The organism is Paraglaciecola sp. 2405UD69-4 (genome assembly GCF_047525415.1).
Classification (GTDB): domain Bacteria; phylum Pseudomonadota; class Gammaproteobacteria; order Enterobacterales; family Alteromonadaceae; genus Paraglaciecola.
In genome coordinates this window covers 1-13,578 of record NZ_JBLIXM010000008.1, presented here as the reverse complement: position 1 = coordinate 13,578, position 13,578 = coordinate 1, and the positions used below count along the sequence as shown (strand labels likewise).

Below are 13,578 nucleotides of genomic sequence, written 5' to 3'. Positions count from 1 at the left end.
AGTCAGCCTTATATGCATAACTCATCATGCTCATTCGCTTCGCTGATAGGGACGCGTTAGATTTTCTATGGAGATTCACAGGTGAAATTAATATCTTTTTTGATGGTGTCCCTTTTTAGCTTTGTCTCATTTAATACATTTGCGGACGGAACTGAGGTAGTTAAAGATAAATCCAATCTTATGCTTGTTGTGAGAACTTCATATGGTGAGAATAAGAGTGACGCGAATCTTAAACCATCAGGAGAGGGATCCTTCATTGATTCCAGTGGAAAAACTCACACATTCGAGTTGGCCCATTATGAATACTTAGGTGATACACACATTAGATTTGTCTTCGATTCGACGGCAACGATGACCAATACGACTGCTGGTGAGTTTCAGGAGTTAGGGTTGACGCCTGAAAAAGCTGTCGAATTAGCAATCGCTAATATCTATAGGGACTATGGACAGCCCAATATTTACAAGCTTGAAGGCGGCGTATTCCAGGTACAAGGAGATTCACCTGATTTTGATAGCAGCTACTTTTTGGACCAACTGCTTTGGGAAAGTGTCGCGAGTCACTTTCAAGAAAAGATAATTGTGTCAGTCCCTGCTAGAAGTATTTTATTGTTTGCTCCTATCAGTGATAAAAAAGCCGTGGAATTTCTGAAGGAAAACGTCCAAGTTTTGTTTGAGGATTCAGGTCGTCATGGCGTATCAAGTGCTTTATATTCATTCAATAATGGTAAGTGGACTGTCTTTAAGAAAGCCCAGTGACAACAGAACCATAACAGAGACCCCCACTCTTAAAATAGATGTGAATAACGTTTTGATAAGGTCGCTTTCCTGAGTATTTGGGGGAGATGATGGGGTATTTATTAGTTTTTACATCGCGGTATTAAGTATTATGCCGCTAAAGGAGTTCGGATGGTACGCATCATAACAGTTACACTTTTTATTATTCTATCTGGGTGTGCAAGTACACAAAATGAAAAACTAACCTCGAAAAGAGTTGGGGTATTAACACCTGAAGCGCACAACAACCAATTTTGTTATCTCTACAAAGGCGTGACTGTCTTTAATAATGAGTTTGAAAGTGAAAACCTGGTTCCTAACTTTTCTGAAAGTTATAGCGAATATGTAAATAAAGGCATTACAAAGTCAGGCAATGTACCTATACATCTAGGAAAATTGCCTGCTAATAAAATATCACATTATTTTGAACGCAAAGAGTGGGACCATTCAATTACTCTTACTCAAGAAGGTCGTTCATATATTGAAGCACAGCTTAAAACACACCAAGTTGATTATATCCTTTTACCTTGGTTGTATAGTTTGGACCGATGTATGGTGAGTGTAGAAGTTGGCTACTCTGATTTAGATTATGCACTTAACTCCAACGTACAACTTCATCTTCTTAATGCTCAAACTCTTCAGCATATGCAGTCTAGGCAGGTTAACTCTATAAATTCAGCTAGATCAGTTTACTTACCTGAAAATAAAGCAACCCCTACCCCTATTGATAAGACTAAATTATCAGAAAAGCTTTATGTAGAACTTGAAGATGATGTTTTTAGGCTTTTAGATGGGGACTGCTGTTATTCAAAAAGAGATGATTTGCCGTAGCGGGATATAAAAAACATTACAGGCAATTATTTCGCTCATTGGGACAGGTTTTACAATGAAAATTTTTACATTAAAAACTCGCAGAAATATTCAGGCTTGTGTTATCGCGCCATTCTCAGTTTTTCCTGCGGTGGGCACTCTGCTTTTAGGTTTGTATTTATACAGTTTAACTTTGGGAGAGAAAGTTGCTACAACGGGCTTGAGCGTTGCTTATCTTTTGGTTTTTTATGGTTGGTTGATTGCAGTATTTGCAACGCTATTTTATGGATTGCCGGTAGCTCTAGTACTTCAAAAATTAGGTAAGTTTCGACTTATATTTTTATTGCCTTGTAGTTTAGTCCCATCGTTAATTATATTCTTCACAAACATTAATGACGCTGGTTTAAGTTTACTTTACGGTTATTGCTCTGTATGGGTCGCCTTTTCATATTGGACTTTATTCAATAGACCTGACACCTAACGATGATTAAAGGGCTAAAGGTTGGTCTGTGCCATTGCGTAAAACCTTAACGCTTGGAGGTTTTTATTAACTAAGTTCGTTCTTAACTTGATAATAAGCTACGTGGCACTCAAAAAGTGGGTCTTTGTGAAGGTAGGTTTTGATGTAAGACATACCTATCTTTTTCATTACGCTAATAGAGCCTACGTTATCTTCATCTGCTATAGCTGAAAAACACTCAATCTCGCTATTTTTTGAAAGGGCATGTTTAATATGTAGTGCGGCTTCTGTGGCGTAGCCTTTTCCCCAAGAAGATTGTAAGAATCGCCAACCTAACTCTAAGTTTTTAAATTCGGGGGTATCTGAAAAAAAGTTCATTGGCCGTACTAATATCCAACCAATAAACTCATTGGTAGCGCTGATATTGACTTGCCATAAGCCCCAGCCTTTTTGCTCGTCTCGATAGCTTTCCATTCTGGGGATAAATACTTCTGTTATTGTTTTCATTGATGAGGGCTTACCCCCATTAATAAAGCGCATGACTTGTGGGTTTTGGTCAAGCTGAAACAATAAGTTGCTATCTTCCTTGGTCATTAGTTTATAACTTAAGCGGTTAGAAGCGGTGATATTCATAATATTTGGATGCCTAGAGAGGTAGTCAGCACATTATTCTATAGCAATTACCCGCATTGCTGCTATTAAGCATATTGAGCACATAGATTGCTATATTAATTGTTCTATTTGAGTTACTTATTATTCTTTTAAGTAAGCACTTACTTCTGGCTTGTAGCTAATAAATTTAATGCCATTTCTTTTGCTGTTATAGCGGAATTTTTGATCCCTCTAGTGTGCGCCATGACAATTGCCCCTTCTACTAGCAAGCTAATTTGCTCTGCTAGCTTTGCATCCGAAGGCGTTAACTGTGTGTTGATAAGGTCCACAATCGCCTGTTTATGCTGGGCTGCAAAAACATGAATAGGGTCAAGTGCTGCAGCGTACTCTGCACTGGCATTGATAAAGCTACAGCCGTAAAAGTTATCGCTGTTAAACCATTCGTCTAGCGCGTCAAATATGGCCAATACTGGATGCATCTTGGGTGAAGTAGCTTGTTCAATTTTTTGGTGAATATTGGCTAACACTTGGTTATGGCGCTGTTCAAGTACCGCTAAAATTAATTCGTCTTTACTTCTGAAATGCTTGTAAAGGGTAGCTTTTGAGACTTTAGATTGAGCCAAAATCAAATCAATACCAGTGGCGTGATAACCATTTTGATTGAATAAGGCTAGAGCTGTATCGACTAAATGTTGTTTCCGTGGCTGCATTTTATGTGGCATCAGTGACTTGCTGTTTTTAAATTATAAACACTTTTTTGTTGACGTAAACAAGTCGGTTCACCTATAGTGGGTAGACAGACTTGTTCGCCTGAAGGTGAAATTAACAGTAAGGTCATTTATTCTGTGTAATACATCCACCCAATTTGTTGCCGAAACCACCCCAATTAATACACAAGGGATCCATCACTTAGGTCTTAATGTGCCAGACATTGAACAAACCGCTGCGTTTTTTATAGAGCAGTTACATTTTAAAAAAGTGGGTGAAAAGCCAGAATATCCCGCAATTTTTGTATCTGATGGCACAGTCATGTTAACCCTTTGCAAGGTTGCTGATAGGGATAATATGGTGAGCTTTAATCGCAAACAAAATATTGGGTTACATCATTTCGCGCTGAAAGTGGCAGATGTCGAGGCCTTAGATAGTTTGTATCAACAACTCAAGTCACTCGAGAATGTTGAGATTGAATTCGCGCCAGAGCCTTTAGGTGATTTACCGATTCAACATATGATGTGTTTTATTCCTGGTGGTATTCGCCTTGAACTTATAACGGCTTAAACTTGTTATGAATGATAACGTTTTGTCTGTGTGGCATAAGGGTGAGGTGAGCATACAAAAACAGGCTGGCACCTATGAGCGTATGGCCGAAATTGGACCTAAGTTTATCCGCGAATTTATGCCTGAGCAAGATCGTGACTTTTTTAGTGCATTAACCATGATATATATTGGCTATGTAGACCATAGTGGCCAGATACGTGCCAGTATATTATTTGGTGCAGCAAATTTTATTCAGTCACCCACAAATACTGAATTAATCATAAATACTCAGCACACCTTAGGCGATTTGATTACCGATGACATTAAGCTAGGTGACCGAGTGGGGCTTTTAGGAATTGAGTTTGACACCAAAAGGCGTAACCGCGCTAATGCAATAGTGACAGATGTAAACCAAAAGAGTATTCGCTTAAGCATCTTACAAAGCTACGGCAATTGTCCTAAATATATACAGCCTAAAAGCTTTGTTCGTAATCACAGTTATGGTGAGTTTCCTCTTGCCACAGACCAGTGTTTAAACCAGGCCGACAAAGACTTTATATCTAGTGCCGATGCCTTTTTTATAGCGAGTTATTTTGATGATGGGAGTCAAGATAATAAAAGCGGCGCGGATATTTCTCATCGTGGTGGCAGTGCTGGTTTTGTATCTATCAACTCCAAAGGACAACTCTTGATAGATGATTACCCTGGTAATGGATTTTTTAATACCCTTGGCAACTTGCTAGAAAATCCAACCGCAAGCTTATTGTTTTGTGATTGGCAAAATGGCCATGCTTTACATCTTACTGTGTCGAGCCAAATAATCTGGCACCAAGATACAAACTATAGCAGCGACTTATTAACCACTAAAAAAGATACTGGTAGTGACGAAATCAAGCGCACTTTATGTTTTACACCAAAAAAGGTCGAACGCTTACTTAATGGTTTAGCTTATCGTCAGCTTGCACCATGATTCACTAAGGCATGTTAAGGCGGTGATAAAAACAATTGGGTATTATTTTTTGTCCCACTTGTATTAGGTGCTGCCATTTGCCAATTAAAATCTTCATAAGAACGCCCATTCCCAGATAGCTGTAACGAATATCCAATACTGGTTGCGTTGGTTTCACTGACATTAATATCTATTGAAGTTAATCCTCTGGCATCGCCACTGGTGGCGGTTAAGGTACCTTCGTAACTTAAGAATTGAATCACCTTAGCGTTATCATCTACTAATGCTAATCCGTCAGCTGCACCATTTTGTAAGCCGCTGATGCTAAAAGATAAAGTTCCGAAGCCGCTTTCTTGGTTAGCAATGATGCCAGACAAAGTCGTAACCTTATATGGGTTACCATTGGTTCCGTTATAGGCGACTAAAGTCCACCCAGTGAGATTGGTATTGGCAGGCCCGGCAATTTCAATAAATTCGTTTTGGTCAGTACCTACATTATCGTAATGAATTTCATTGATCCAAACATTTGCCTGTTGGACTTTCTCTATATCTACAATATTCGTTGTTCCAGCGCAGTGATTTTCAAACACGCAGCTGACATATTCTGGGTGGTCGATAAAGGGGTTTCGGTTCCCTTGAAAGGTGAATACAGTATCATTGTGGCGGCGTTCAAAGGCATCGACTGGATCATCTTTGTGCCATTGTATTAAGGTACTTTTTAAGCCCATGTAGGCTATGGCTAAGTTCTCGCCTGTGTTTGAGCGCTCTATTAAGGTTCGGTTGTCCGTTAAAATAAGATCGGGCTCTGGCTTACCCGTAACTGAATGCACACCACCTTCATATCTCACTGCAAGATACATTAGGGCTCGCGCTGCATCTCCTTTTCTTTCGCTCCATGTTTCCCAGCTACCTGTCGCTCCAGAGCCTTTAGTCCAGTTTGATTCGTTGTCATCGCCACCTCGGTTATGGTTTGCTGTGGTGACTTTTTCGGTACATTCATAGTCGCATTCGGCATAGGGTTTGTTATTACGGCTAGAGTTGTAGCCGCTGTCTGCTAAAAAAAGGTGGTGAGCGTCTGTGTATGGGTAGTTGTCAGAACCATTATCTGGGAATCCATAGGACTTAGGCCAAGCATGCTCGCGGTTGTAATGGCTATTGCCTCCACCGGCTTTAGGGTAGGTTCTGTTAGTATAAATACTAATAATTTGCGTCGGGTCATCAGGATTTTCATCTGCTTGTTCAAGTATGTCCCAAGTATCAGTGGCGCTAGATGTATAGGGAAACCTTTGGTGATCATTAATTATTTGATGCAAAGAGTCTCTTAAGGTTTGTGCAGATTGCGTGTTGACCGAATCATAATAACCAATAGGTATTGCAGCGAAAGATGTACTTGATACGCCTAATGCTATGCAAATTAGCATTAACGTCTGACGTGTTTTTTGGAGCATGATCTGCCTAGTGGTTAGAAAATAAAAATTCTTTATAGTGATTTTGAAGTGCTAAAAACAGTTTTACAAGTTTACCTATTTGTTAATCAGGAAATATACGTTCTTTAATTAAAAACTCTACAAATACAGTAGGTAAAGGGTCATATTGGGAGGGATTTTTTTTGATTTTAGGTAACTTATAAGAATATTACTCAATTTTAAAGCTTTATTTGGTATGACTATTATTAATACTGCATTTCTTATTGTAGATTGTTGGGTTAACTCAAGGGGATTGGAAAGTGCTGGTTATTATCTGTTGTGGCAAACAAGCTTTAGTCTATGGGGGGGATCTATTGGACTAGTCTTGATTAGGGATAAAAAGTCAATTAAACACAAGTGATTGCATTTAATTGACTTTGCGTTACTTACTTCATTACTATCATGTCCGATTTATGTTTAGAGTAAGAATCCGATTTGATAACCTTACCTTTGATAATAGTTTTATCAATATAGTAACCAGTTGCCTCATAAGTCTCACCCATCCAAACAGCTGTTTTATCTAACAAACTAAATGAATAGTAGTAGTAACCTGGAATCTCTTTGGATATGGATGTATGAAAATATTCGTTATACGCATTACCCATCGAACTGATACGTTTCTTCGGTACAAGTATTCCCCATTTATCGGCGCTTACTCGCAATTCATTATCTTTATAAGATGACTTATCTATTTCATATAAACTAACAAGCCACTGTTCGTTTGCTTTAACATGATACTTTACAGGTTTGCCTATTAATAACCCCTCATCTTTATTATCTAACTCTTTTAACTCAGGTAAACTGATCATTATAAATAAAGAATTAGGGGTGTAATCAAACGTATTGTTAATATCATGGTTGAGCCGGGCTTCGTAAGTTCTATATCCTTTTGTCATCATGTCATTATCTGAACAATATTGAATACATGCATGTATTCTGTAATCCATTTTTTCTAAAGTATCTTCTATGGCATTTAACGTTTTTAATCTCAACTCGTTAGTTGCTGTAGATACATCTAAACTGTTGTAATACTCATCTACAACGTATAACCCACCAAATACTTTGTATCGATGCGATATATCAGTTACAACACCTTTTAACAGTCCACCAGCGATACTAGCTAATACACCTGTCTTTAAATTAGTTAAATCCCAAACATTGGTATAAGTTACCAATTCTCTGGCGGTATCAACCGTGGTATCCAAATATGTATCACTGTAATACGTTGTCAAAGTGTCTACAGTTTCATCAGATTGTATGTCTTTATAAAACTCTTGCTGGTCTTCAGCTATTAATCCATGACGAAAAATATAGGTTAACTGAAGTTTTTCCAAATCAGTAAGCGTTGCTAATTCACGAGTATCTATATTTCTATATTTTGCACGTCGCTCATCCGAAATATGACTACCTGTTGACATGCATCCCGTTAGTAACATGGTTACAAGTATGACGGTTAGTTTGTACATGAAATTCATCCCTTTGTGTTTATAAAACAATCAATGTTAGGTCTATAATAATGCATCTTCAAGCTCGTGCAACTAGGTAAAAATTAAAACCATCTCTTTTATGTTGCAAAGCAACATGAAAAATAATTAAGCGTTAAAAAGTTATAACTATGTTAAATAGTTAGTGAAACTCAATGCGCCTATCCATACAACGAAAAACCAGCTATTCGTTAAGTATTTTTCTGTTAATTAATAGTATATGGATGTCTTTTTACCCCACATTAGTTAATGCGAAATATCAAATTATCGATGGGAAGCTAGTTACAACAGATAAGAGCGCAGAAATAAAAACGACACTTAATGAGGCTAATTGGGATGGCGCCTTATTAGTGGAACAATTCAGTATTGCTAATGTAAACACAAGTGATACTCCACCAGCTAGTGACGATGATGCCAACTTTACAGATAGTACAAGAAAGCAACTTGCTAATGAGGTATATCTAAAGCAATTACTTCCAGATTATAACGAAGCCGAATTTACATCATATCTAAATTCCCTTGATACATATTCCACAAATCCTAATTAAGCTAAGAATAAATATTTTACTAATTGGCTAGATAAACAAAAAGCGCCGAAGCGCTTTTTATCTATATTAATATATTCACTAACTTGTACTTAATTTTGCTCTCGGGCAATAGCACGGTACGCAATATCATCACGATAAAACATGCCGTCCCAGCTAATGGTTTTTACTAGTTCATAAGCGTTTTGTTGGGCTTGGGTCACTGTATTCCCTAGAGCGGTAGCACAAAGTACACGGCCGCCATTAGTTGTCACCTTGCCGTCAATGTTTTTAGTGCCCGCATGAAACACCTTAGCTTCGTTACTACCTAGCTCTAAACCAGATATCACATCGCCTTTGTTGTAACTACCTGGGTAACCTCCAGCAGCAAGTACTACACCTACTGATGCTCTAGGATCAAAGGCCGCTCGAATTTGATCTAGCTTACCGGCAAGGGCAGCTTCAACTAATTCAACTAGGTCAGATTGTAAACGTAACATGATGGGCTGGGTTTCAGGATCACCAAAGCGGCAATTGTATTCTATGACTTTAGGTGTGCCGTCTGCCATTATCATAAGGCCTGCGTATAAGAAGCCAACATAGGTATTCCCCTCTGCTGCCATACCATTTACGGTTGGGTAAATGACTTCTTCCATTACACGTTTATGAATGTCTGGAGTCACAACAGGTGCCGGTGAGTAGGCTCCCATGCCACCTGTGTTGGGTCCAGAATCACCATTGCCTACACGTTTATGATCTTGGCTAGTGGCAAAAGGTAGGACGTTTTTACCGTCAACCATAACAATAAAGCTCGCTTCTTCACCATCAAGAAACTCTTCAATCACAACACGGCTGCCGGCTTCACCAAACACGTTACCTGCGAGCATATCGCGAATTGCGTCTTCGGCTTCTGCTACAGTCATAGCCACAATTACGCCTTTACCTGCGGCTAAACCGTCAGCTTTGATGACAATAGGCGCACCTTTTTGCTGCACATAAGCAATAGCAGGCTCTATTTCAGTAAAGTTTTGGTAGTCAGCAGTAGGAATGTTATGACGCTCTAAAAAGTCTTTAGTAAATGCTTTAGAGCCTTCAAGCTGCGCTGCGTCTTGGGTAGGGCCAAAAATACTTAACCCTTCAGCTTGAAACGCATCTACTACACCAAGTACAAGGGGCACTTCTGGCCCAACTATGGTTAAGTCTATTTGGCTTTCTTTAGCAAATGCTAATAATGCAGGTACATCTTCAGCACCTACATCAACATTTACTAATTTATCTTCAAGTGCTGTTCCAGCATTACCTGGTGCTAAAAATACCTGAGTCACTTTACTTGATTGTGCTGCTTTCCAAGCTAGAGCATGCTCGCGACCACCGCCGCCAATAATTAATACTTTCATTAACTTAGCCTTTTGTGTCTATTCTTTAGTGCTTAAAGTGGCGCATACCTGTGAATACCATAGCTATGCCATGTTCATCAGCAGCGTCAATCACTTCTTGATCTCGCATTGAACCGCCTGGTTGAATGATAGCACTAATACCTGCTGCTGCGGCGGCGTCTATGCCGTCACGGAACGGAAAGAATGCATCAGATGCCATAACCGAACCTTCAACTTGTAAGCCTTCATCCGCTGCTTTTATACCCGCTATTTTGGCAGAGTAAACTCGGCTCATTTGGCCTGCACCTACACCAATTGTCATGCTGTCATTGCAGTAAACAATGGCGTTAGACTTAACGTATTTGGCTACTTTCCAAGTGAACATTAGATCTTTAAGCTGCTGCTCAGTAGGCTTAACTTTAGTGACAACTTGAAGTTCATCTTGTTCAACCATACCAAAGTCACGGTCTTGAACTAATAAACCGCCATTAACACGTTTGAAGTCATGGCCTTCAGTAAGCTGACCTTGCCAATCGCCACAGGCAAGTAGACGAACGTTTTTCTTTGTGGCTACTATGCTTACAGCTTCTTCGCTAATAGAAGGCGCGATAATGACTTCAACAAACTGACGATCAATAATAGCTTGTGCCGTTGCTGCGTCTAATTCGCGGTTGAAAGCGATAATGCCACCAAATGCTGAGGTTGGGTCTGTTTTAAAAGCGCGGTCGTAAGCAGATAAAATGTCGTCACCTAATGCTACGCCACAAGGGTTAGCATGCTTAACAATTACGCAAGCGGGTACATCAAACTCTTTAACACATTCTAAGGCTGCATCAGTATCAGCAATGTTATTGAAGGATAACTCTTTACCTTGCAATTGTGTGGCGGTAGCAACCGATGCTTCTTGAATGTCGTTTTCAACATAAAAAGCAGCGTTTTGATGACTGTTTTCACCGTAACGCAAATCTTGCTTTTTAGTGAATTGCATATTGTAGGTGCGCGGAAAGTCGCTGTATTCTGGCTCACAACATCCTGTTTCGCACTCATTGCTTTGTACCATAGTGCCAAAATAATTGGCTATCATGCCGTCGTATTCAGCCGTATGTTCAAAAGCAGCAATGGCTAAATCAAACCGAGTGGCTTGTGATACTGCATTACTGTTCGCTTGCATTTCTTTGGTTACGCGTGCGTAGTCTTTTGCGTTTACAACTATAGTGACATCTTTATTATTTTTAGCTGCGGCGCGCACCATAGTAGGTCCGCCGATATCGATGTTTTCAATGGCATCTTCTAAGCTGCAGTCGTCATTGGCAACGGTTGCTGCGAATGGATATAAATTCACGACTACCAGATCGATTGGCTGAATTTTGTTATCCGCCATAACTTGTTCATCTTGGCCACGGCGAGCCAAGATACCACCGTGTATTTTTGGGTGTAGTGTTTTCACTCGGCCATCCATGATTTCAGGGTGACCTGTATAATCAGAGGCTTCAATAACCGTTAATCCGTTGTCGCTAAGTAACTTAGCTGTACCGCCCGTAGATAATAACTCTACGCCTTGGCTAGCTAAAAATTGTGCAAATTCAAGCAAACCTGTTTTATCAGATACGCTAAGAAGTGCTCTACGGATGGGTGTTACTGGTGAATCATTTTGCATGCTGGTTCCACTATTAATTAAAGCCAAAATACGAAGATAGGGTTTACTTGACTACTTGGTCATAGTCTTTACAAACAAAAAGAGCACCATGAGGTGCTCTTTTATAGACAGACTGGCTTAGTTCATGCCGTACTGTTTTAATTTTTTACGTAGTGTACCGCGGTTGATACCTAACATGATAGACGCGCGGGTTTGGTTACCACGTGTGAAGGTCATGATTTCTTCTAGCATTGGCGCTTCAACTTCGGCCATAACTAACTCATATAAGTTTTCGATGTTAGTGTTATCAAGCTGTTTTAGGTACTTGTTTACAGCTTGTTTTACAGAATCACGCAGTGGCTTTTGAGCCTGAGTTTGTGAAGGAGTCGTTACCGTAGTGGTAAAAGGAGAAGTTACATTTTGTTCGAACATATAGAAATCTTGCTCTTTAAGTTAGTCATTGTCGTACAGCAGTTGAGTTCGGTGTGTCAGTAGACATACCGGTTTGTTCATCTGCCAATTTATCAAAGTACGCGGTTAATTCATCGAGTTGCTGTCCTGCATCCTCGATAGCATTAAACTTTGCACGGAACAGCCGTTGCTGATCTTTTTCTGCCAAATACCAGCCCACATGTTTGCGGGCAATTCTGCAACCCATAAACTCGCCATAAAAGCGGTGAACATTGGAGACGTGCTCTAGCAAAACGCTACTCACTTCTTCAATGCTGGGTGCAGCTAATATTTGACCTGTTTGCAAATAATGTAAGATTTCTCGAAAAATCCAAGGGTGACCTTGGGCTCCTCGACCAATCATTACAGCATCTGCTTCGGTGTATTCCAAAACGTACTTTGCTTTAAGGGCGTCTGTAATATCACCGTTGGCAACAACAGGGATCGACACAGCTTTTTTAATAGCCTTAATGGTGTCGTACTCTGCATCACCTTTGTACATACAGGCTCGGGTGCGACCATGCACTGCCAATGATTGAATGCCGTTATCTTCTGCAATTTTGGCTATTAGTAAGCCATTGCGATTTTCGACATTCCAACCTGTGCGTATTTTTAAAGTAACGGGAACCTTTACTGACGCAACAACAGCTTGAATGATTTTCTCAACCAAAGCTGGGTCTTGTAATAAAGCAGAACCTGCTAACTTTTTATTTACTTTTTTTGCGGGGCATCCCATGTTGATATCAACAATTTGCGCCCCGTTTTTTACATTAAATTGTGCTGCTTGTGCCATTAGTTCAGGATCTGAGCCTGCAATTTGCACTGAGCGTATGCCTTCCTCTCCTTCATGATCCATTCGCTGTTTGGATTTATCTGTGTTCCAAACTCTAGGATTAGAAGAAAGCATTTCTGATACCACTAAGCCAGCACCTAGACGTTTACATAATTGTCTAAATGGGCGATCAGTTACTCCCGCCATAGGCGCGAGCATTAAATTGTTTTCTAACTTATGCGGACCAATCTGCATCATATAAGGAGTTGTTTGCCTTTATTTAAATCGTGCAAAAAATGTTCGTCATATCAAAAAGGGGCGCAAGTTTACGGTTTTTTTGTGAGCTTGAAAAGACTCGGAAACAAAGATATTTGTACTTTTTTTAGTCAAACCATATTGACTTTAAAAAAACATAGGTTTTTTGAAGGATTCTTTAGTTTTGTAGGTGGTTTGACCACAGAAACAGTTAAACGTCAAAAATGTTAGAAGGGAATTTTTCCGAGTAATATATCTTTGAACATGACCCAGTCCCCTAACAAACTATAAAAAGGATGTTTAAATGTGGCGGGTTTATTATGTTCAAAAAAGAAATGTCCTACCCAAGCAAAGCCATAACCTAAAATGGGTAGTAACCATAATAGAGCCAACTGAGAAGCTAACAGCGTGTAAGCAATCAAGATTAAAATTAATGCTGAACCGACAAAGTGTAGTCTGCGGCAAATAGGGTTTTTATGTTCAGACAAGTAATAAGGATAAAACTCTGAAAAGCTAGTGAATGTTTGTGCTCTAGTTGAAGCCATAATGCATTACCTTAAAAAACAATAACATTAATTTAACATGTAAGGGGGATAGCAAATGTCTAGTAAGCGACAATTTAGTGAATAGTATGTCCCGTCCTAAAATACGTTGACGGTTTTAATTGAAGGCCAGTAGCTTTTGCTCCTGGTCTTTTTTATGCACTTGGTTTGGTGTTTTCATTCCTAAACTCAAGTGCGGCCTCAATTCATT

At 39.5% G+C, this 13,578-nt stretch carries 15 protein-coding genes; 6 read left to right on the top strand and 9 right to left on the bottom strand.

What is annotated here, in order from left to right; all coding sequences use genetic code 11:
* The first annotated feature begins 81 nt into the window (after window positions 1-81).
* The 3 genes from ACMUMK_RS17840 to ACMUMK_RS17830 all read left to right on the top strand — a co-directional run bounded on the left by ACMUMK_RS17840 (window position 82) and on the right by ACMUMK_RS17830 (window position 2,065).
* Window positions 82-756: a DUF1444 family protein gene (locus ACMUMK_RS17840; RefSeq protein WP_414702513.1), complete on the top strand. Its 675-nt coding sequence runs from the start codon at window positions 82-84 to the stop codon at window positions 754-756.
* 150 nt (window positions 757-906) lie between these two features.
* The gene (locus tag ACMUMK_RS17835; protein ID WP_414702512.1) at window positions 907-1,605 is read left to right on the top strand and encodes a hypothetical protein; all 699 of its coding nucleotides are present in this window, start codon (window positions 907-909) and stop codon (window positions 1,603-1,605) included.
* Between the two features lie 55 nt (window positions 1,606-1,660).
* Window positions 1,661-2,065, top strand: a complete 405-nt coding sequence (locus ACMUMK_RS17830; RefSeq protein ID WP_414702511.1) for a hypothetical protein — start codon at window positions 1,661-1,663, stop codon at window positions 2,063-2,065.
* A 66-nt stretch (window positions 2,066-2,131) separates the two neighbouring features.
* Here ACMUMK_RS17830 and ACMUMK_RS17825 read toward each other — a convergent pair whose 3' ends face one another.
* Window positions 2,132-2,677: a GNAT family N-acetyltransferase gene (locus tag ACMUMK_RS17825; RefSeq protein ID WP_414702510.1), complete on the bottom strand. Its 546-nt coding sequence runs from the start codon at window positions 2,675-2,677 to the stop codon at window positions 2,132-2,134.
* A gap of 140 nt (window positions 2,678-2,817) precedes the next feature.
* Window positions 2,818-3,366 (bottom strand): TetR/AcrR family transcriptional regulator, encoded by a 549-nt coding sequence (locus ACMUMK_RS17820; protein WP_414702509.1) that lies wholly within the window; start codon window positions 3,364-3,366, stop codon window positions 2,818-2,820.
* Between the two features lie 106 nt (window positions 3,367-3,472).
* On the opposite strand from ACMUMK_RS17820, the gene ACMUMK_RS17815 reads away from it, so the two are divergent.
* Both ACMUMK_RS17815 and ACMUMK_RS17810 read left to right on the top strand, forming a co-directional pair.
* Entirely contained in the window at window positions 3,473-3,934 is a 462-nt protein-coding gene (locus ACMUMK_RS17815; RefSeq protein ID WP_414702508.1) for a VOC family protein, read from the top strand.
* Between the two features lie 7 nt (window positions 3,935-3,941).
* Window positions 3,942-4,883, top strand: coding sequence for a pyridoxamine 5'-phosphate oxidase family protein (locus ACMUMK_RS17810; RefSeq protein WP_414702507.1), 942 nt, complete (start codon window positions 3,942-3,944; stop codon window positions 4,881-4,883).
* A gap of 14 nt (window positions 4,884-4,897) precedes the next feature.
* Here the strand turns inward: ACMUMK_RS17810 and ACMUMK_RS17805 are convergent, their stop codons facing one another.
* Both ACMUMK_RS17805 and ACMUMK_RS17800 read right to left on the bottom strand, forming a co-directional pair.
* Window positions 4,898-6,310, bottom strand: coding sequence for an endonuclease (locus ACMUMK_RS17805; RefSeq protein ID WP_414702506.1), 1,413 nt, complete (start codon window positions 6,308-6,310; stop codon window positions 4,898-4,900).
* Between the two features lie 404 nt (window positions 6,311-6,714).
* A complete protein-coding gene (locus ACMUMK_RS17800; protein ID WP_414702505.1) occupies window positions 6,715-7,794 on the bottom strand; it encodes a hypothetical protein in 1,080 nt (359 codons plus the stop codon).
* A 173-nt stretch (window positions 7,795-7,967) separates the two neighbouring features.
* Here ACMUMK_RS17800 and ACMUMK_RS17795 point away from each other — a divergent pair, with 173 nt between their 5' ends.
* Window positions 7,968-8,360 carry a hypothetical protein gene (locus ACMUMK_RS17795; RefSeq protein WP_414702504.1) on the top strand — a complete coding sequence of 131 codons (393 nt, stop codon included), beginning with the start codon at window positions 7,968-7,970 and terminating at the stop codon, window positions 8,358-8,360.
* An 89-nt stretch (window positions 8,361-8,449) separates the two neighbouring features.
* Here ACMUMK_RS17795 and purD read toward each other — a convergent pair whose 3' ends face one another.
* From purD to ACMUMK_RS17770, 5 genes are all read right to left on the bottom strand, one after another.
* On the bottom strand, window positions 8,450-9,733 hold the full coding sequence (gene purD / locus ACMUMK_RS17790) for a phosphoribosylamine--glycine ligase (RefSeq protein WP_414702503.1): 1,284 nt from the start codon (window positions 9,731-9,733) through the stop codon (window positions 8,450-8,452).
* A 25-nt stretch (window positions 9,734-9,758) separates the two neighbouring features.
* Entirely contained in the window at window positions 9,759-11,369 is a 1,611-nt protein-coding gene (gene purH, locus ACMUMK_RS17785) for a bifunctional phosphoribosylaminoimidazolecarboxamide formyltransferase/IMP cyclohydrolase (RefSeq protein WP_414702502.1), read from the bottom strand.
* A gap of 117 nt (window positions 11,370-11,486) precedes the next feature.
* On the bottom strand, window positions 11,487-11,780 hold the full coding sequence (fis, locus tag ACMUMK_RS17780; protein WP_133469908.1) for a DNA-binding transcriptional regulator Fis: 294 nt from the start codon (window positions 11,778-11,780) through the stop codon (window positions 11,487-11,489).
* Between the two features lie 25 nt (window positions 11,781-11,805).
* Entirely contained in the window at window positions 11,806-12,825 is a 1,020-nt protein-coding gene (dusB, locus tag ACMUMK_RS17775; protein WP_414702561.1) for a tRNA dihydrouridine synthase DusB, read from the bottom strand.
* Window positions 12,826-13,052: 227 nt separating this feature from the next.
* Window positions 13,053-13,370: an Mpo1-like protein gene (locus ACMUMK_RS17770; protein ID WP_414702501.1), complete on the bottom strand. Its 318-nt coding sequence runs from the start codon at window positions 13,368-13,370 to the stop codon at window positions 13,053-13,055.
* Window positions 13,371-13,578 lie beyond the last annotated feature (208 nt).

Bases quoted from the DNA above. Each gene is read 5' to 3' on its own strand.
- ACMUMK_RS17835 (WP_414702512.1), top strand. From the start codon at position 907: ATGGTACGCATCATAACAGTTACACTTTTTATTATTCTATCTGGGTGT.
- ACMUMK_RS17830 (WP_414702511.1), top strand. From the start codon at position 1,661: ATGAAAATTTTTACATTAAAAACTCGCAGAAATATTCAGGCTTGTGTT.
- ACMUMK_RS17825 (WP_414702510.1), bottom strand. From the start codon at position 2,677: ATGAATATCACCGCTTCTAACCGCTTAAGTTATAAACTAATGACCAAG.
- ACMUMK_RS17820 (WP_414702509.1), bottom strand. From the start codon at position 3,366: ATGCAGCCACGGAAACAACATTTAGTCGATACAGCTCTAGCCTTATTC.
- ACMUMK_RS17810 (WP_414702507.1), top strand. From the start codon at position 3,942: ATGAATGATAACGTTTTGTCTGTGTGGCATAAGGGTGAGGTGAGCATA.
- ACMUMK_RS17805 (WP_414702506.1), bottom strand. From the start codon at position 6,310: ATGCTCCAAAAAACACGTCAGACGTTAATGCTAATTTGCATAGCATTA.
- ACMUMK_RS17800 (WP_414702505.1), bottom strand. From the start codon at position 7,794: ATGTACAAACTAACCGTCATACTTGTAACCATGTTACTAACGGGATGC.
- ACMUMK_RS17795 (WP_414702504.1), top strand. From the start codon at position 7,968: ATGCGCCTATCCATACAACGAAAAACCAGCTATTCGTTAAGTATTTTT.
- purD (WP_414702503.1), bottom strand. From the start codon at position 9,733: ATGAAAGTATTAATTATTGGCGGCGGTGGTCGCGAGCATGCTCTAGCT.
- purH (WP_414702502.1), bottom strand. From the start codon at position 11,369: ATGCAAAATGATTCACCAGTAACACCCATCCGTAGAGCACTTCTTAGC.
- fis (WP_133469908.1), bottom strand. From the start codon at position 11,780: ATGTTCGAACAAAATGTAACTTCTCCTTTTACCACTACGGTAACGACT.
- dusB (WP_414702561.1), bottom strand. From the start codon at position 12,825: ATGCAGATTGGTCCGCATAAGTTAGAAAACAATTTAATGCTCGCGCCT.
- ACMUMK_RS17770 (WP_414702501.1), bottom strand. From the start codon at position 13,370: ATGGCTTCAACTAGAGCACAAACATTCACTAGCTTTTCAGAGTTTTAT.